Below are 16951 nucleotides of genomic sequence, written 5' to 3'. Positions count from 1 at the left end.
CGGTTGGCGCCACCGACGGGCGCGACGGCTGGGCGTTCGCGCTGTTTGGCGACGAGGACGCCGTCGCCGCCGGGATGGTCGTGGCCGCAGAGGTCGTGGTGGCGGGGTCGGAGCAGCCCGCCAGCGCCAGCGCCACTCCGAGCAGCACCCGGCCGGCGACAGTGCGAGGTGAGCGGTTCACGTCAGCGCACCTGGAAGTGCTGCCAGTCGAAGCCCGAGAGCCACGTGAAGTCATTGGCGATGTAGGCCTTGGTCATGGCGGAGTCGCTGAACAGCATCCCGGGACGGCGCTTCGAGCGGTCGACATAGGGCAGCCCGTTCGGGGGAGACCAGACGCCATTGGGCTTGCGGTAGGGGTTCACGTCGACGGCACGCCCATAGCTGTGCGGGCTCATCACATAGGGATTGCCGTTCACCTGGCGGCAGAAGAAGGCGTAGTTGTTGTCCGCGGCCACGGAGTTGTCGTCGGTTCGGTAGGAGCTGGGGTCCTTCATCACCCGCATCGGGAAGTGGGAGGTGAAGGCGGCGGTGTAGACATTGCGGAAGCGCTGCACCTCGGTGGTGTGCACGATCATGTGCCCGGCGTGCATGCGGCCGTCGAAGCCGAAGTGGTTCATGCTGATCCGGGTCAGCTGCGAGGGCACCACGGGGCATCCGGACCGGTAGGTGTGCGGGACCATGGCGGCGGTCACCGGGCCGGTGGTGAAGTCCATCCTGGCCGCCTTGTACTCGTTCGTGCTGGTGGAGAACAGGGCATTGGGATGCTGGCGTAGTTGCTCTCCACCCGCCAGGTGCGCTTGCCGATGAAGCCATTGTCGAAGGACAGCACGGTGCTGAAGGTGCCGTCACGGCCGGTGGTGACGGGGTGGGCGTAGGACCAGCGCGAGATCCTCTCGCGCGGGAACCAGGCCCAGACCGCCAGGCGCACCGTGCGCCCGGCCATGCCCGTGCTGACCCGTCCGGAGACGGGCGTGCCCTTCATCGACGATGCCGTGAAGCTCGAGGCAGACATCACCACCGCCGGGCGGCGACGCTCTGCGACCAGCCGGTCGAACGAGTCGAGCCATCGGCCATCTGGGCGGTGAGGGTGACCCGCCCGGTGTGCAGCACCGGGACCTGCAGGGTGGTGGTTCCGTGCACGCGGTAGGAACCGAAACCCGCCTGCAGGCCGGTCGGGGCACAGGTACCGACGCAGCGCACGGAGCCGATGGTGATCGAGCGGCCTGCAGCCGCGCTGGCACGGGGCGACGGACCTGCGCGGGTGGCTGCACCGCCCAGCGTCCCGAGTTTCGGCTGTGCCGCCGTCGCCAATGCCAGTGCGGCCATCTGGCGGCGGGGGGACGACTGGGACAGTGGTGCCCCTGGGGGGCAGCGGGAGAGGAATCCCGGATGGCCCGGGGCGGTGCTCAGATCTTGCGGATGAAGACCTCGTCGATCTCGTGGTTGGCACCCTTGCGCAGGATCACGGTGGCACGAGGACGGGTGGGGGCAACATTGGCGCGCAGGTTGGGGCCGTTGATGTCGTGCCAGATCGTGTTGGCGAAGGCGATCGCCTCGTCATCCGACATCGTCGCGTAGCGCTTGAAGAAGCTGCGGGGGTCGCTGAAGGCGGTCTTGCGCAGCTGCAGGAAGCGGCTCAGGTACCAGGAACGGATGTCCTGCTCGGAGGCATCGACGTAGACGCTGAAGTCGAAGAAGTCGCTCACCGCCAGGCCACTGGTGCCGTCCGAGCGCTTGCGGGCCGGCTGCAGCACGTTGAGGCCCTCGACAATGAGGATGTCGGGGCGGTGCACCACGACCTTCTCGTCGGTGACGTCATAGGTCATGTGGGAGTAGACCGGGGCCTCCACCTCGGGCTTGCCGGACTTCACGTCGGTGACGAAGCGGACCAACGCCCGACGGTCATAGCTCTCCGGGAAGCCCTTGCGGTCGAGGATCCCGCGCGCCTCCAGCTCCGCATTGGGATAGAGGAAACCGTCGGTGGTCACCAGCTCCACGCGCGGCCGGCCGGGGGAGCGCGAGAGCAGCTCCTGCAGCAGACGGGCCGTGGTGGACTTGCCGACGGCCACGCTCCCGGCGATGCCGATCACGAAGGGGGTGCGGCGCACGTCCAGGCCCAGGAAGGCATAGCTGGCGCGGTACAGGTGGCCGGTGTGGCGCATGTGCAGGTGGATCAGCTGCGTCAGGGGGACGTAGACGGCCTCGACCTCGGCACGGTCGGTGGGGTCACCGAGGCCACGCAACCGGTCCAGGGTCGGTTGGTCCAGGTCGATGTCGGTGTGGTCGGCGAGGTCCGCCCATGACTGGCGGTCCAGCTGCACCCAAGGCCCGTCCGGTTCGTCCACATCGGCCTGACGAGTTGTCTCGGAAGCCTTGGTCTCGCTGCTCTCGTGCGTCACGATCGATGTACGCCGCGTCCTGGCCGGCGTCTCCTCCCCGGAAAGACTCACACGTGGGCGCGGCGGGTGTCCATCCCACAGCCCGTGCCCAGCGCGTCATTCGCGTATCGCTCATGAGTTTTGTACGCTTCTTGCCATGTGTGGAATTGTCGGATATATCGGGCCGCGAAGCGCCCAGACCGTTGTCGTCGAGGGGCTGCGTCGCCTCGAGTACCGAGGCTATGACTCTGCCGGGATCGCCGTCGAGTCCAATGGGGTCATCTCCTACCGCAAGAAGTCGGGCAAGATCACCAACCTGGACGACGAGATCCTGGGCAACCCGCTGCCGGAGAGCAACCACGGCATCGGCCACACCCGCTGGGCCACCCACGGCGGACCCACCGACCAGAACGCCCACCCGCACGTGAGCCAGTCCGGCCGCGTCGCGCTGGTGCACAACGGCATCATCGAGAACTTCGCCGAGCTGCGCGCCGAGCTGGAGGCCCAGGGCGTCGACTTCAAGAGCGAGACCGACACCGAGGCCGCCGCCCAGCTGCTCGGCAAGATCGTCGACGCCGGCACCCCCATCACCCAGGCCATGCACGATGTCGCCAACCGGCTGCAGGGTGCCTTCACCCTGGTGGCCATCGACGCCCAGAATCCCGACGTGGTCGTCGCCGCGCGTCACGACAGCCCCCTGGTGGTCGGCGTCGGCGAGGGCGAGAACTTCCTCGGCTCCGACGTCGCCGCCTTCCTCGAGTTCACCCGCGAGGCCATCGAGCTCGGCCAGGACCAGGTCGTCGAGATCACCCGCGACAGCGTCACGATCACCAACTTCGACGGCACCGAGGCCACCGCCGTCAAGCCCTACCACATCGACTGGGACATCGCCGCCGCCGAGAAGGGCGGTTACGACTGGTTCATGCGCAAGGAGATCTACGAGCAGCCGCAGGCCGTCGCCGACACCCTGCTGGGCCGCTACGACGCCGACGGCCAGTTGACCCTGGACGAGGTGCGCATCTCGCCCGAGGAGCTGCGCCGCATCAACAAGATCATCATCGTCGCCTGCGGCACCGCCTACCACGCCGGCATGGTGGCCAAGTACGCCATCGAGCACTGGACCCGCATCCCCTGCGAGGTCGACATCGCCAGCGAGTTCCGCTACCGCGACCCGATCATCGACCCCAACACCCTCGTGGTCACCATCAGCCAGTCCGGCGAGACCGCCGACACCCTGATGGCCATCCGCCACGCCCGTGAGCAGCACGCCAAGGTGATCGCCATCTGCAACACCAACGGCGCCACCATCCCGCGCGAGTCCGATGCCGTCATCTACACCCACGCCGGCCCCGAGCGCGGCGTCGCCTCCACCAAGGGCTACCTGACCCAGGTGGTGGCCTGCTACCTGCTGGGCCTCTACCTGGCCCAGGTGCGCGGCATGAAGTATGGCGACGAGATCAAGGCCGTCACCGACGAGCTGGCCACCATGCCCGAGAAGATCCAGGCCATGCTGGACAACGACCAGCAGATCCTCGACCTGGCCCGCGAGCTGAAGGACGAGCCGGCCTTCCTCTTCCTCGGCCGCCACGTCGGTTACCCCTCGGCCCTCGAGGGTGCGCTGAAGCTCAAGGAGATCGCCTACAAGCACGCCGAGGGCTTCCCCGCAGGCGAGCTGAAGCACGGCTCCATCGCCCTGGTGGAGAAGGACATCCCGATCTTCATCGCCGTCCCGCCGCGCGGCCGCGACCAGCTGCACGACAAGGTCGTCTCCAACATCCAGGAGGTGCGTGCCCGTGGCGCCCGCACCATCGTCCTGGTGGAGGAGGGCGACGACGAGGTGACGCCCTACGCGGACGTCATCATCCGTCACGCCAGGACCTCGACCCTGCTGCAGCCGCTGCTGTCGATCATCCCGCTGCAGCTGTTCGCCTGCGAGCTGGCCACCCAGCTGGGCAATGACGTCGACCAGCCCCGCAACCTGGCCAAGTCCGTCACGGTTGAATGAGCAGGGGCGCCTGCGGCCCCACACAATGAGCAGGTAGCCACCGCCAAGGCCCCCTCGGAGTCCTCCGAGGAGGCCTTGGCTGTCTGCGGGGGCTATCGTCAAGACGTGACCAGCACGCCCGACCTGCCCGACGCACTGCCCAGCGGCCCCGGATGGGAACTCCACCCCGAGACCCTGCGGGCGCACATCACCGACCTCGACGCCTTCCGCGCCGACCGCGCCGACGACCCCTGCTCGCAGGCCCTCGAAGCCCTGTGGGGCGGCAACCCCGCCCGTGCCGCCGACCTGTTGACCGGGACAGCGCAGGACTTCCGCACTCGCACCCTGCACGCCGACGCGCTGTGCGCCCAGGGCAGGCACGGCGAAGCACTGGCCGCCTTCGGCCAGCTGCTCGCGGAGGTCCGCGACGGCGCCCGCACCACCTTCCTGCGCGAACACCGGGCCAGGACCCTGCTGACAGCCGGACGCCATCGCGAGGCCGAGGAGGCCTTCCTCGAGGTGCTCGCCGCCCGCACCATGGAAGCCGCCGAGCCAGCGAGCATCGCCGCGGCCGCCCGGGGCGTCGCCCTGGCCCGCCACCGCGCCAGCACCCGGGGCCTGTGAATCGTGGCCATCATCGGAATCGGGGTCGACCTGTGCAGCATCGAACGCTGGCAGCAGGCCTGCGAGCGACGACCCGGCCTGCGTGAACGTGTGCTGTGCCCGGACGAGGCCGCGCTCCCGATCGCCTCCCAGGCTGGCCGGTGGGCCGCCAAGGAGGCACTCACCAAGGCGCTGGGCGCACCCGCCGGGATGGTCTGGCTCGACTGCGAAGTGCTGCGCGGCGCCGACGGTGCCCCGAGCTTCCGACTCCGTGGCACCGTCCAGGCACGGGCCGACGAGCTCGGCATCACCACGATCCACCTGTCCATCTCCCACGACGGTGGCCTGGCCACCGCATATGTCATCTGTGAGGCACGATGATCCCCGTCCACACCGCCCAGGAGATCCGCGATGCCGAGGAGGCCTTCTTCGCCGCCCGGCCCGAAGTCGACCTGATGCGCCGCGCCGCCCAGGGTGTCTCCCGCAGCGCGCAGGAGATGCTCGGCGACGACGCCCCCGCCAGCTCCCAGTCGGTGCTGGTGGTGGTCGGCGCCGGCAACAATGGCGGCGACGGCCTGTTCGCCGCCGCCGACCTGGCCGCGGCCGACCTGTCGGTCACCGTCTGGCCCGTCACCGAACAGGTGCACGAGGCCGGCATGGCAGCCGCCATCACCGCCGGCTGCACCATCATCGACGCCATCGAGGCCGCCCGGCAGCTGCCACAGACCGCGCTGGTGATCGACGCCGTCTACGGGCTGAGCGGACGGCTGGGGCTGGACCAGGTGCTGGCCACCTTCGCCGCCGAGGTCGAGACACTGCGGGTGCCGGTGCTGGCCGTCGACATCCCCAGCGGCCTGCAGACCGACAGTGCGGTGCTGCCCGAGCACTGCCTGCGGGCCACCCGCACCGTCACCTTCGCCGCCCACAAGCCCTGCCACGTGCTCAAGCCAGCCGCCACCGCCTGCGGCGAGGTCGAGGTCGTCGACATCGGCCTGACCATGCCGCAGCCGACGCTGTGGCAGGCCAGTGAGAGCGACATCGTGCGTCGCTGGCCGCTGCCCGGCCCCACCAGCCACAAGTACAGCCGCGGAGTGGTGGGCATCGACACCGGCTCGGCCCGTTTCCCCGGCGCGGCCCTGCTCGGCACCATCGGCGCCGTCCACGCCGGTGCGGGGATGATCCGTTTCGTCGGCCCGGAGCAGGCCGCGGGCCTGGTGCGCCACCAGCTGCCCTCGGTCACCCACGGCGAGGGGGCGGTGCAGGCCTGGCTGCTCGGTTCCGGCTGGGGCCAGACCGAGGCCAACCGCGATCGTCTGTCCGCCCGCCTCGGCCCCAAGGTGCCGGCGGTCATCGACGCCGACGCCTTGGTGACGCTGCCCGACACCCTGCCGCCGAACTGCCTGCTCACCCCGCATGCGGGGGAGCTCTCCCGGATGCTGAACGTCGACCGCGAGGTGGTCGAGGCGGACCCGCTGACCCACGGGCGGATGGCCGCCGAGCGCTGGAACTCCGTGGTGCTGCTCAAGGGCGCCACCCAGTACGTCATCAAGCCCGAGGGGGTGGTGCTGCTGGCCGTGCCCGGCCCGTACTGGAGCGCCCAGGCCGGCTCCGGGGACGTGCTGGCCGGCATCTGCGCCACCCTGCTGGCCAGCGGACTTCCCGCCTGCGACGCGGCCCTGCTCGGCGCCTCGGTGCAGGCCATGGCCGCCGCCCGTCGCATCGGGCCGTGGCCGCCCGACATAATCGGACGCGAGGTGGCATCCGTGGTGGGGGAGTTCACCCGCTACTGGTGAGCACTTGGGCGCAGCGACAGGGGCCCCGCCTGCCAGCGGGGCCCCTGTCGTCGTCTCGGCACTGTGCCGGTTGGGCTATCGGGTCGAATTGGTCAGGCGGGGGATGGTCACACCGGTGCGGATTGCGGTGCGGTAGTGCCCCACCAGCTCCTCGCAGATGTGGGGCCAGGTGCGGTACTCCACCGACTCGCGGGCCTGATTGCCCATGGCGCGACGCTTGAAGTCATCACCCACCAGGTCCAGGACGTGGCCTCGCAGCTGGTCCAGACGGCCCGGTTCGTAGAGCCAGCCGGTGCGTGAGGGGTCCACCAGGTCGATCGGTCCGCCGCGACGCGGGGCGACCACCGGCAGCCCGGAGGCCTTGGCCTCCTGGATCGTCTGGCCAAAGGTCTCCAGCTCGCCGGTGTGGACGAACAGGTCGAAGGAGGCCAGGCAGCGGGGCAGCTCGTCGCCGGTCTTGAGGCCCAGGAAGATCGCCTCGGGCAGCTTCTCCTCCAGCTCGGGGCGGCTGGGGCCGTCGCCGACGATGACCAGCTTGATGCCGGGGATGTCGGCGATCACGGTGAGGTCCTGAACCCTCTTCTCGGCGGCCAAGCGCCCCATGTAGCCGACGATCCGCTCGCCCTCGGGCGCCCACTGGCGACGCAGCGACTCGTCACGGCGGCTGGGGTGGAAACGGGCCGAGTCGACGCCGCGGGCCCAGATGCCGACCCGCGGGATGCCCTGTTCCTCCAGCTGGCGTTGGGCATAGGTGGAGGGGGCGAAGTTCAGGGTGGCCAGCGAATGGGCCTGGCGCAGCCGGTACCACAGCACCGGCTCGAGGGCCGGGAAACCGTACTGGGCGGCGTAGGTGGCGATCTCGGTCTGGTAGATGCCCACCGTGGGGATGTTCAACCGGGCCGCGCTCAGCGCCGCCTTGTAGCCGACTGCGAAGGGGGCGGCCAGGTGCACCACGTCGGGGCGGAAGTCGGCCAGCGCCCGCTCGATGACGAAGCGGGGCGCGGTGTTGACCCGCACGTCGCTGTAGCCGGGCAGCCCGACCGAGGCCAGCGGGACGACGGGGAAGCCTGCGTACTCGCGCGGGACGCGCCCGCCGTCATTGGGGGCCAGGACCATGGCCTCGTGACCTGTGGCCTGGAGGTGCTCCAGCATCCGCAGGATGGAATTGGTGACGCCATTGATCTGGGGGAGGAAGGACTCAGCAGCAAAGGCAACTCGCACACCTCGATGGTAACCACGCCCCTCCCGGCTCCTGCCACGCAGAGGGGTTGGGAGCGGTGAAGCCTTGGTGACGATTGGGCACCCGGCGCGTCACACGGTGTTCACCGGGTGCCGGGTGGCTTGTCCGCTCGGCATTGGGCGGCTGCTCGCCGGGGCATCCAGCGGCCCATCCACTGGGCACTTCCGACACTGGGCACTTCCGAGGGTGACTGGGCACGTGGTGCGCCACGTGCCCGGTGAGGCGTCGACGTGCCCGGTGAGGCGTCGACGTGCCCGGTGAGGCGTCGACGTGCCCGGTGAGGCGTCGACGTGCCCGGTGAGGCGTCGACGTGCCCGGTGAGGCGTCGACGTGCCCTGTGCTCTTCGGCGTGCCCAGGGGGCTGCTGGGCATCGCGACAGTGGGCACTGGGCCAGCCCGGCCCGGAACCGGCCGTCGCCCGGTGCCAAGCTGAGGCCGAGCTGGCAGCGAGATTCGTCACCCCTTGTGCATCGCTGGTAGTGTGGACCGCGTTGTGGGAGATTCGTGTCCGGAGTCCACACCGGCACGGTAGTCACCCGCGAGCGAATCAGTTGCAGCTTGGTTGAGGCGACACATTCGCCCCCCTGCGCCTGATGCCAGATGGCATTGATCGCCATGTTCCGCCGCCATCAATCTGCGTGAGAGATAGTGCATGTTGGTGCGCCGCGGTTCTTAGATGAACCAGCCGTGAAGGCTGCCCCAACGGGCGTCCTGCGCCCAGAGAAGTGAGTACCACCATGCCCCGTCCCACCCCGCACGGCCGCAAGGCTGCCAAGACCCCCGGTTTCAAGCCTGGCAAGAACCGCTGGAGCGACGACAAGCGCGCCGCCATGGGCAAGAATCCCCGCAAGAAGTGGGAGCCCCGCGAGGAGCGCCCCGCCCGTGACGATCGCGGCTACCGCAGCAATGACGACCGCGTCGAGCGCGGCTACCGCTCCGGTGAGGACCGACCCGAGCGCAGCTACCGCAGCGACGCCCCCCGCACCTCCGACTCCCGCGGCCGCAACTTCGAGCGCGTGGAGCGCCCCGCCCAGGGCGGCTTCGGCGGCCGCGCCCCGCGCAGCGTCGACCGCGGCCAGTTCGGCAATGACCGTGGCGAGCGCCGCGACAGCCGCAGCTTCAACCGCGACGAGCGTGGCCCGCGTCGTGACTTCGACGATCGCGGTCCCCGCAAGCCCTTCGATGATCGCGGTCCGCGTCGTGACTTCGACGTTCGTGGCCCGCGCAAGTCCTTCGACGACCGTGGCCCCCGCAAGCCTTTTGAGGATCGCGCTCCGCGCCGTGACTTCGACGACCGCGGTCCGCGCCGTGAATTCGAGGACCGCGCTCCGCGCCGTGAATTCGAGGACCGCGCTCCGCGCAGGGAGCACAAGGCCTCGCGCCCGGTGCACGACGCCCCCCGCCCCAAGTGGGAGCCCCGCGTCGACCGCAAGTCGTGGGAGAAGGGCGAGCGCCCCTCCACCCGCGCACGCTTCGACGACCGCCCCCGCCGCGACGATGTTCCGGCCGACGAGCGCACCTGGCGTGACGAGCGCCGTGATGACCGCGGCGCCCGCCGCCCGGCCTGGGGCCGTGACGAGAATCGTGGCCGCGAGGAGCGCAGCCACGGCCGCGACGACCGTCGCCGCGACTTCCCGCGCGAGGACCGTCCGATGGCCGAGAACCTGGACCAGATGAGCTGGGAGGCGACCGACCTCGGCGAGATCGACGACTCCGGCGTCGACGTGGCCGAGGGCTTCGCCGCCCTGGGCGTGCCGAAGATGCTGGTGGCTGCCCTCGACAAGCAGGGCATCACCGCCCCCTTCCCGATCCAGGCCGCCACCATCCCCGACGCCATCACCGGACGCGACGTGCTCGGCCGTGGCCAGACCGGTTCGGGCAAGACGCTGGGCTTCGGCCTGCCGATGCTGACCCGCCTCTCCCAGGCCGACCCGGCCGGTGGCGCCCCGCGCGCCCTGGTGCTGGTGCCGACCCGCGAGCTGGCCCTGCAGTGCGCCGACGTGCTGGCCCCGCTGGCCAAGACCCTGCGCCTCGACCTCACCCTGATCGCCGGCGGCATGGGCTACGGCCCGCAGCTGCGCGCCTTCGAGCGCGGCGTCGACATCGTCGTGGCCACCCCCGGCCGCCTGATCGACCTGCTCGAGCAGGGTGCCGTCGACCTCTCCCAGGTGATGGTCACCGTCCTCGACGAGGCCGACCACATGGCCGACCTGGGTTTCATGCCCGCCGTCACCACCCTGATGGACTCGGTCCCGGCCGACGGCCAGCGCCTGCTCTTCTCGGCCACCCTCGACCACGCCGTCGACCGCATCGTGAAAAAGTACCTGCACGACCCGGTCACGCATGAGGTCGACTCCGGCCAGGCCTCGGTCACCACCATGGAGCACGTGCTGCTCCAGGTGCTGCCGCACGACAAGAACGGCGTCACCGCCGCCGTCGCCAATCGTGAGGGCCGCTCGGTGCTGTTCTGCCGCACCCAGATGGGCACCAACCGCGTCGCCGAGCAGCTGCGCCAGGCCGGCGTGATGGCCGGTGCGCTGCACGGTGGCCTCACCCAGGGTGCGCGCACCCGCATCCTGGCCGCCTTCAAGGACGGCACCGTCCCGGTCCTGGTGGCCACCGACGTCGCCGCCCGCGGCATCCACGTCGACGACGTCACCCTGGTGCTCGAGATCGACCCGCCGATGAGCTCCAAGGACTACCTGCACCGTGCGGGCCGCACCGCGCGCGCCGGCCAGAAGGGCGTCGTCGCCTCCATCGTGCTGCCGCACCAGCGCAAGTCGATGGCTCGCCTCACCGGCCAGGCCGGCGTCAAGGTGCAGCCCGTGCAGGTGCGCCCCGGTGATGATCTGCTCTCCGAGCTGACCGGCGCCCGCACGCCCGACAGTGCCCCCATCGAGGAGGCCGAGTACGAGCGCCTGATCGCCCCCCGCCGACAGGCCAAGGGGCCGCGCCAGGGCGGCGGTGGCCGTGGTGGCTACCGCGGCCAGGGTGGCGGCGGACGTCGCTTCGGCGGCGACCGCGGCCAGGGCGGTGGTGGACGTCGCTTCGGCGGCGGTGACCGTGACCGTGGCGGTCGCGGTGGCGAGGGATGGCGCCGCGAGCGCTGAGCCCTGTCCGGCGGGCGCTCAAGCCCGCCGAATGACCAGCACGATGACTACAGTGGGACGACGTGAACGAATCTGAGAAGGTCGAACTGCGCGTGGCCGAGGCGTCCGACGCCCCGGCGATGCTGCAGGTCATCCACGAGGCCTTCGGTGCCCGGCCGGCGGTGGACCCGCCGGCCGCGGCATTGTCGGACACGGTCGCGGACATCGAACAGCGCCTGCGCCAGGCACCCGGCATCCTCGCCCTGCGCGACGGCCAGGTGATCGGCTGCCTGCTGACCAGCATCGACGGCCCGGTGGGGCGGCTGCACCGGGTGAGCGTGCGGCCCTCGGCCCGCACCCGCGGGGTGGCCGCGCAGATGGTGCGCGGCGCCGGGGATGTCTTCGGTGAGCTGGGCGTGCGGTGCGTCGAATTGCTGTGTCGCAAGGAATTTCCCGAGACCCGCCGCTGGTGGGTCGAGCACGGCTTCAGCCAGGTCGGCCTGACCGACCAGGGCTGGGTGATGGGCATCGAACTGCCCGCGATCATCGAGGTCTCCACCGGCGAGGCCATGCAGGACCTGGGACGACGTCTCGCGCTGCTGCTGCGCGCCGGTGACGTGGTCGTCGCCTCCGGAGACCTGGGGGCCGGCAAGACCACGCTGACCCAGGGCATCGGTGCCGGGCTGGGGGTGGAGGGGCCGGTGATCTCGCCGACCTTCGTGCTCAGCCGGGTGCACCACAACCTGGGCGAGGGCCCCGACCTGGTGCACGTCGACGCCTACCGGCTGGGATCGGAGACCGAGCTCTTCGACCTCGACCTGGACCAGACCCTGCCCGAGGCCGTCACCCTGGTGGAATGGGGCGCCGGCCTGGCCGAAGGACTGTCCAGTTCCGTGCTGCAGATCGACATCAGACGAAGCCTCGACCCCGACGACGAGACCCGGCAGGTCTTCTTGCAGGGCATGGGGGAGCGCTGGCAGGGCATCGACCTGCACCAGCTGGCCGAGCAGGAGGACGAAGGATGAGCTGGACCCTTGCGGTGGACACCTCCACCGACATCTGCATCGCCCTGGCCCACGACGGCCAAGTGGCGGCCACCGACCTGGTCGCCGACCGCCGCGGGCACGCCGAGAAGCTGATGCCGGCCATCAGCGCACTGTGTGCCGCCCAGGGCATCGCCGTCAGCGACATCACCGAGGTGGCCGTCGGACTCGGCCCGGGGCCCTTCACGGGGCTGCGCGTCGGGATCGTCACCGGCCACACCATCGCCTCGCTCGCGGGCTCGACGATGCACGGCCTGTGCAGCCTCGACGTCGTCGCCCGCCAGTGGGTCGATTCCGAGCATGCCCCCGAGGGTGAGTTCGTGATCGCCTCCGACGCCCGTCGCAAGGAGCTCTACTGGGCCCGCTACGACGCCGCTGGCACACGCCTGGACGGCCCGAACGTCGGCGGACCCGAGAGCCTCCCGGCCGGCCTTCCCGTCGCCGGGCCCGGCAGCAATGCCTTCCCCGAACTCTTCGAGGCCACCGGACCCACCACGCTGGACGCCGGCGTGATGGCCGCCCACTGGGCCGAACTGCCCGACGCCGGCAGCGACGCGATGTACCTGCGCAAGCCCGACGCGGTGGCGCCCACCACCCGAAAGTCGACCCTGATCGGCTCCCACGAGCGGCGCCTCACCCTCAAGCCGCTCGGCTCCACCCCGCACGCAGGCGAGGGCCGACCATGATCTTCGGCGCGGCCCGGGAGGCCGACGTCGACGCCCTGCTGGAACTGGAGGCCGGCGCCTTCAGCCCGTGGGAGCGTTGGGGGCGCCAGGCCTGGCTGGACGAGATCGCCGCCGACGACCGCCTGGTCATCACCGCGCGCGATGCCGACGACCGGGTGATGGCCGCCGCCACCTTCCAGTGCGTCCTCGACACCGCAGACCTGCACCGCATCATGGTGGCCAGGGAACGTCGCGGCGAGGGCACCGCCGGGCAGATGATGCGCGCCGGCATGGAATGGGCCCAGGCCGTCGGCGCCCAGCGCATGCTGCTCGAGGTGCGCGAGGACAACGAGGCCGCGCTGGCGCTCTACGAGGCCAACGGTTTCGAGCTGATCGCGCGGCGTGAGGACTACTACGGGCCCTCCGTGCACGCCCTGGTGATGGAGGCGTCACTGGGCCACGAGGACGGCACCCGGCAAGAGGACAGGTGGAGTGATGAGTGAACCGTTGATCCTGGGCATCGAGAGCTCCTGCGACGAGACCGGTGTCGGCATCGTGCGGGGCCACGAGCTGCTGGCCAATGAGGTGGCCAGCTCGGTGGAGCAGCACGTGCGCTTCGGCGGCGTGGTGCCCGAGGTGGCCTCCCGCGCCCACCTGGAGGCGATGGTGCCGGCGCTGGAACGCGCCCTGGCCACCGCCGACGTCGACCTGTCCGAGATCGACGGGATCGCCGTCACCGCCGGGCCCGGCCTGATGGGCGCCCTGGTGGTGGGTCTGGCCTCGGCCAAGGCGCTTGCCGCCTATGCCAACAAGCCGCTCTACGGCGTCAACCACCTGGCCGGCCACGTCGCCGTCGACCTGCTCGACCACGGATCGCTGCCCACCCCGGCCGGGGCGCTGCTCGTCTCGGGCGGCCACACCGAACTGCTGGTGGTCAACGACATCGCCACCGACATCGTGCAGGTGGGTGGCACCATCGACGACGCCGCCGGCGAGGCCTATGACAAGGTTGCCCGCGTGCTGGGCCTGCCCTACCCGGGCGGGCCGGTCATCGACAAGGCTGCCCAGCAGGGCGACCCGAAGGCGATCCGCTTCCCGCGCGGCCTCACCACCAGGAAGGACCTCGAGAAGCACCGCTTCGACTACTCCTTCAGCGGCCTCAAGACGGCCGTCAGCCGGTGGGTGGAGACCCGCGAACGCGACGCCCTCGACGTGCCGCTCAACGACGTGGCCGCCAGCTTCCAGGAGGCGGTGTGCGACGTGCTCACCGCCAAGGCCGTCGACCTGTGCGAGCACCACGGCCTGGAGCACTTCCTGATCGGCGGTGGCGTGGCCGCCAACTCGCGGCTGCGCACCCTGCTGGAGGAGCGGATGGCCGCAGCAGGGGTGGAGCTTCGTCGCCCCCGCCCGGCCCTGTGCACCGACAACGGCGCCATGATCGCCGTGCTGGGCGCCGAGCTGGTCACCAAGGGCGCCAAGCCGTCCAGCATGGAGATCGGCGCCAACTCCGGGCTGCCGATCTCCACGATCCTGGTGTGAGCCAGCACATTCGCCTACGCTTCGACGACCTCGTCGCAGGCACCAGCCGATCCTTCGCCGGGCAGGCCGAGGTGCTGAGGGCCGACACCCCTGACGAGGTGGAAGCCCTGCTCCAGACGGTGCGCTCCCGGCTCGCAGGCGGCAACACCCTGGCCGGCTTCCTGTCCTACGAGGCCGGACAGGTGCTCGTCGCCCAGCCCGACGGCACCCGCTGGCGCCAACGCGACGAGTCGGTGCAGCTCGGCTGGTTCGCGGTACTGCCCGACGGTCTGGTGAACCAGCCCCTCGACTGGCCGGAGCCCGCCGAGGTGATGTACCACGTCGGCGCCCCCTGGGAAGCCGCCGCGGACCAGGCGCGCCACGAGGCCGATGTCGAAGCGGTCCGCCAGCGCATCGCGGCCGGCGACTTCTACCAGGCCAACCTCACCACGCAGCTCCACAACAACTTCGCCGGTGCGCCGCTTGGCCTGTACCGAGACCTCGCCGAGGCACAGCAGTCGGCCTGGTGCTGCTTCATCGAGACCGACGAGTTCGCCGTCGCCAGCGCCAGCCCCGAGCTGATGGTGCGCCTGCAGGACGGGCGCCTGGCCTGCGAACCCATGAAGGGAACCGCGCCCACATCCGCCGATGCCACCACAGACCGCGAGGCCCGCTCGGCCCTGCTCGGCAGCGCCAAGGACGTCGCCGAGAACGTGATGATCGTCGACCTGCTGCGCAATGACCTCGCCAAGGTCTGCACCACCGGCAGCGTGGCGGTGACGGACCTGTGCCGCGCCGAGCGCTACCCGAGCGTGTGGCAGCTGGTCAGCCGGATCGAGGGAGAGCTCGGGCAGGGGCTCGGCCCGGTCGACGTGCTGACCGCACTGTTCCCGTGCGGCTCCATCACCGGCGCCCCGAAACTGGCCGCGATGCAGGCGATCGACGAGTTGGAGGCCGGCCCCAGGGGTATCTACTGCGGCAGCATCGGCATCCTCGATGCGGACTCCGCCACCCTCAATGTCGCGATCCGTACCGCCGCCATCGACAAGCGCCGGGGCACGGTGCGCTATGGGGCCGGTGGCGGCATCACGTGGAGTTCCGAGCCGTCGTCGGAGTGGCAGGAGCTGCTCGTCAAGAGCCGGGTGCTGGACTCGGTGCCCGTCGAACCTGTGCGGGTGTTGGAGACGCTCGGCCGGGTGGATGGCGACTACCCGCTGATCGACGAGCACCTGGCCCGCGGGGCCCGCACCTGCGCGGAGCTGGGCCTGCCGTGGACCGAGGATGACCTGCGGGAGGCGCTGTTGGGGGCCAGCCCGGATTCGGGGCATGGCGCGGTGCGGCTCTCCGTCGGTGCCGACGGCATCGAGGTGACCTCGCGGGCCGTTCCCGAGCTGGGGTTGGTGAGGCTGGCACTGGCTGACCGTCGGGTGCGCAGCAGCGATCCGTGGCGCCGGTGGAAGACGACCCATCGACGGGTGCTCGACCAGGCACGGCTGCGCCGTCCGGACGTGGACGATGTGGTCTTCCTCAATGAGCGTGGGCAGGTGACCGAGACGTCGATCTTCACCGTGGCGGTGCTGGTCGACGGACGGTGGCTCACCCCGCCGGTCAAGGACGGGTGCCTGCCCGGGGTGCTGCGCGCCGGGCTCCTGCGCCAGGGGAAGCTGACCGAGCACAGTCTGACCTGGGCCGATCTGTGTGGCGCCGACGGGCTCGCGGTGCTCAATTCCGTGCGCGGCTGGCTGGCCGCGAGGCTCGTCTGAGCCCTGCTCTGGGATCCCTGGGGCGGCTGTAGCCGAAGGCCCATCCAGAAACCACATCGTGGGCAGGTCTTGGTGCAGATGCTGCACCAACGCCCGCTCACAGTGTGGTTTGTGGACGCCTGCAGCGGTCGTCGGGAAGGCCGTGCCGGTCAGGGGCTGTTACAGCATCCGTGCCAGGGCCACCAGCAGCCGCAGGGCCACCAGGGTCGGTAGCAGGAGGTCCACCAGCGTGACCGACTCGTGACCGTCGACCACCTCGGCGGTGATCGGGTCACGGGGGCGATCGCGGTGCTCGGCGAGGCGGGCCAGTGATCCCGCCGCCAGCAGGAAGGCCGCAGCGCCCCAGATGGTGCCTGCGGTCACGTGGGTGATGGGTTGCTGGAGCGCGGTCATCAGCCAGTAGAGCACGGCGCCGACGGCCACTATCGCAAGCACCCACAGCCACAGGCGGCTGGTGGCTGATTCGCGACGGTCCAGCACCAGTACCGTCCCGAGGAGCAGGGCGAGCACGCTCAGACCCACCACGATCCCACCCAGAGTCACGGTGACCGGCGACGTCCATGCCACGTCCGGGCCCAGGGCATTCAGCAGCGCCAGGGCACTGACGGCACCACACCCCAGGAGCAGCCGGCCCACCCGGCGGGCACGCAGCGGCCCGGGCCGCAGCTGCCGCGCATAGGCCACGGACGAGCCGAAGGCAGTGTCGGGATGCACCCTGGCGTCGCGGCAGTGGGACCGCACCGTTTCCAGTGCCTCGCCGACTTCGCGTCCGGGGGCTCCGCGCAGGCTCAGCTCACGGGCGAACCGCGCCTCCCAGGTCTCCAGCTCTGACATCTTCATCGCCGGTCCAACTCGGTCATGGTCAGTTCCTCTCC

The 16951-nt window shown here is 70.6% G+C and carries 16 protein-coding genes; 10 read left to right on the top strand and 6 right to left on the bottom strand.

Translation table 11 applies throughout. The annotated features are described in order from the left end of the window. Positions 1–182: 182 nt before the first annotated feature. From ACYVKA_RS02080 to coaA, 4 genes are all read right to left on the bottom strand, one after another. Positions 183–713, bottom strand: coding sequence for a M15 family metallopeptidase (locus tag ACYVKA_RS02080; protein ID WP_460702605.1), 531 nt, complete (start codon positions 711–713; stop codon positions 183–185). Beyond that, on the bottom strand, positions 689–1012 hold the full coding sequence (locus tag ACYVKA_RS02075) for a hypothetical protein (protein ID WP_460702603.1): 324 nt from the start codon (positions 1010–1012) through the stop codon (positions 689–691). The genes ACYVKA_RS02080 and ACYVKA_RS02075 overlap by 25 nt, the downstream gene beginning before the upstream one ends. Further along, the gene (locus ACYVKA_RS02070) at positions 1012–1326 is read right to left on the bottom strand and encodes a hypothetical protein (protein WP_460702601.1); all 315 of its coding nucleotides are present in this window, start codon (positions 1324–1326) and stop codon (positions 1012–1014) included. Before ACYVKA_RS02070 ends, ACYVKA_RS02075 begins: the two co-directional genes overlap by 1 nt. An 80-nt stretch (positions 1327–1406) precedes the next feature. Then, the gene (coaA, locus tag ACYVKA_RS02065) at positions 1407–2402 is read right to left on the bottom strand and encodes a type I pantothenate kinase (protein WP_460702720.1); all 996 of its coding nucleotides are present in this window, start codon (positions 2400–2402) and stop codon (positions 1407–1409) included. Positions 2403–2535: 133 nt separating this feature from the next. Between coaA and glmS the strand changes: the two genes are divergently transcribed. The 4 genes from glmS to ACYVKA_RS02045 all read left to right on the top strand — a co-directional run bounded on the left by glmS (position 2536) and on the right by ACYVKA_RS02045 (position 6758). Beyond that, complete coding sequence (gene glmS, locus ACYVKA_RS02060; protein WP_460702599.1) at positions 2536–4383, top strand: glutamine--fructose-6-phosphate transaminase (isomerizing); 1848 nt, start codon at positions 2536–2538, stop codon at positions 4381–4383. Between the two features lie 105 nt (positions 4384–4488). Beyond that, positions 4489–4986 carry a hypothetical protein gene (locus ACYVKA_RS02055; protein WP_460702597.1) on the top strand — a complete coding sequence of 166 codons (498 nt, stop codon included), beginning with the start codon at positions 4489–4491 and terminating at the stop codon, positions 4984–4986. Between the two features lie 3 nt (positions 4987–4989). Further along, on the top strand, positions 4990–5346 hold the full coding sequence (locus ACYVKA_RS02050) for a holo-ACP synthase (RefSeq protein ID WP_460702595.1): 357 nt from the start codon (positions 4990–4992) through the stop codon (positions 5344–5346). Beyond that, positions 5343–6758: an NAD(P)H-hydrate epimerase gene (locus ACYVKA_RS02045; RefSeq protein WP_460702592.1), complete on the top strand. Its 1416-nt coding sequence runs from the start codon at positions 5343–5345 to the stop codon at positions 6756–6758. The genes ACYVKA_RS02050 and ACYVKA_RS02045 overlap by 4 nt, the downstream gene beginning before the upstream one ends. A 75-nt stretch (positions 6759–6833) precedes the next feature. Here the strand turns inward: ACYVKA_RS02045 and ACYVKA_RS02040 are convergent, their stop codons facing one another. Beyond that, complete coding sequence (locus ACYVKA_RS02040) at positions 6834–7979, bottom strand: glycosyltransferase family 4 protein (protein ID WP_460702590.1); 1146 nt, start codon at positions 7977–7979, stop codon at positions 6834–6836. Positions 7980–8735: 756 nt separating this feature from the next. On the opposite strand from ACYVKA_RS02040, the gene ACYVKA_RS02035 reads away from it, so the two are divergent. From ACYVKA_RS02035 to pabB, 6 genes are all read left to right on the top strand, one after another. Further along, positions 8736–11108 (top strand): DEAD/DEAH box helicase, encoded by a 2373-nt coding sequence (locus ACYVKA_RS02035; RefSeq protein ID WP_460702588.1) that lies wholly within the window; start codon positions 8736–8738, stop codon positions 11106–11108. Positions 11109–11227: 119 nt separating this feature from the next. Next, entirely contained in the window at positions 11228–12112 is an 885-nt protein-coding gene (tsaE, locus tag ACYVKA_RS02030) for a tRNA (adenosine(37)-N6)-threonylcarbamoyltransferase complex ATPase subunit type 1 TsaE (RefSeq protein ID WP_460702718.1), read from the top strand. Next, positions 12109–12816 (top strand): tRNA (adenosine(37)-N6)-threonylcarbamoyltransferase complex dimerization subunit type 1 TsaB, encoded by a 708-nt coding sequence (tsaB, locus tag ACYVKA_RS02025; RefSeq protein WP_460702586.1) that lies wholly within the window; start codon positions 12109–12111, stop codon positions 12814–12816. Before tsaE ends, tsaB begins: the two co-directional genes overlap by 4 nt. Then, positions 12813–13298 (top strand): GNAT family N-acetyltransferase, encoded by a 486-nt coding sequence (locus ACYVKA_RS02020; RefSeq protein WP_460702584.1) that lies wholly within the window; start codon positions 12813–12815, stop codon positions 13296–13298. The genes tsaB and ACYVKA_RS02020 overlap by 4 nt, the downstream gene beginning before the upstream one ends. After that, positions 13291–14334 carry a tRNA (adenosine(37)-N6)-threonylcarbamoyltransferase complex transferase subunit TsaD gene (tsaD, locus tag ACYVKA_RS02015; RefSeq protein WP_460702582.1) on the top strand — a complete coding sequence of 348 codons (1044 nt, stop codon included), beginning with the start codon at positions 13291–13293 and terminating at the stop codon, positions 14332–14334. The genes ACYVKA_RS02020 and tsaD overlap by 8 nt, the downstream gene beginning before the upstream one ends. Further along, positions 14331–16076 carry an aminodeoxychorismate synthase component I gene (pabB, locus tag ACYVKA_RS02010; RefSeq protein ID WP_460702580.1) on the top strand — a complete coding sequence of 582 codons (1746 nt, stop codon included), beginning with the start codon at positions 14331–14333 and terminating at the stop codon, positions 16074–16076. The genes tsaD and pabB overlap by 4 nt, the downstream gene beginning before the upstream one ends. A gap of 159 nt (positions 16077–16235) precedes the next feature. Here pabB and ACYVKA_RS02005 read toward each other — a convergent pair whose 3' ends face one another. Next, entirely contained in the window at positions 16236–16916 is a 681-nt protein-coding gene (locus ACYVKA_RS02005; protein WP_460702578.1) for a hypothetical protein, read from the bottom strand. Positions 16917–16951: the final 35 nt, after the last annotated feature.

Source organism: Luteococcus sediminum, assembly GCF_054783495.1.
Note: the sequence above shows the minus strand (reverse complement) of the source record. Positions and strands in the feature narration are given on the sequence as shown.

What these genes read in the sequence shown, in the direction of transcription:
- ACYVKA_RS02080 (WP_460702605.1), bottom strand. Translation starts at nt 713, where the DNA reads ATGGACTTCACCACCGGCCCGGTGACCGCCGCCATGGTCCCGCACACC.
- ACYVKA_RS02075 (WP_460702603.1), bottom strand. Translation starts at nt 1,012, where the DNA reads ATGTCTGCCTCGAGCTTCACGGCATCGTCGATGAAGGGCACGCCCGTC.
- ACYVKA_RS02070 (WP_460702601.1), bottom strand. Translation starts at nt 1,326, where the DNA reads ATGGCCGCACTGGCATTGGCGACGGCGGCACAGCCGAAACTCGGGACG.
- glmS (WP_460702599.1), top strand. Translation starts at nt 2,536, where the DNA reads ATGTGTGGAATTGTCGGATATATCGGGCCGCGAAGCGCCCAGACCGTT.
- ACYVKA_RS02045 (WP_460702592.1), top strand. Translation starts at nt 5,343, where the DNA reads ATGATCCCCGTCCACACCGCCCAGGAGATCCGCGATGCCGAGGAGGCC.
- ACYVKA_RS02035 (WP_460702588.1), top strand. Translation starts at nt 8,736, where the DNA reads ATGCCCCGTCCCACCCCGCACGGCCGCAAGGCTGCCAAGACCCCCGGT.
- tsaE (WP_460702718.1), top strand. Translation starts at nt 11,228, where the DNA reads ATGCTGCAGGTCATCCACGAGGCCTTCGGTGCCCGGCCGGCGGTGGAC.
- tsaB (WP_460702586.1), top strand. Translation starts at nt 12,109, where the DNA reads ATGAGCTGGACCCTTGCGGTGGACACCTCCACCGACATCTGCATCGCC.
- ACYVKA_RS02020 (WP_460702584.1), top strand. Translation starts at nt 12,813, where the DNA reads ATGATCTTCGGCGCGGCCCGGGAGGCCGACGTCGACGCCCTGCTGGAA.
- tsaD (WP_460702582.1), top strand. Translation starts at nt 13,291, where the DNA reads ATGAGTGAACCGTTGATCCTGGGCATCGAGAGCTCCTGCGACGAGACC.
- ACYVKA_RS02005 (WP_460702578.1), bottom strand. Translation starts at nt 16,916, where the DNA reads ATGAAGATGTCAGAGCTGGAGACCTGGGAGGCGCGGTTCGCCCGTGAG.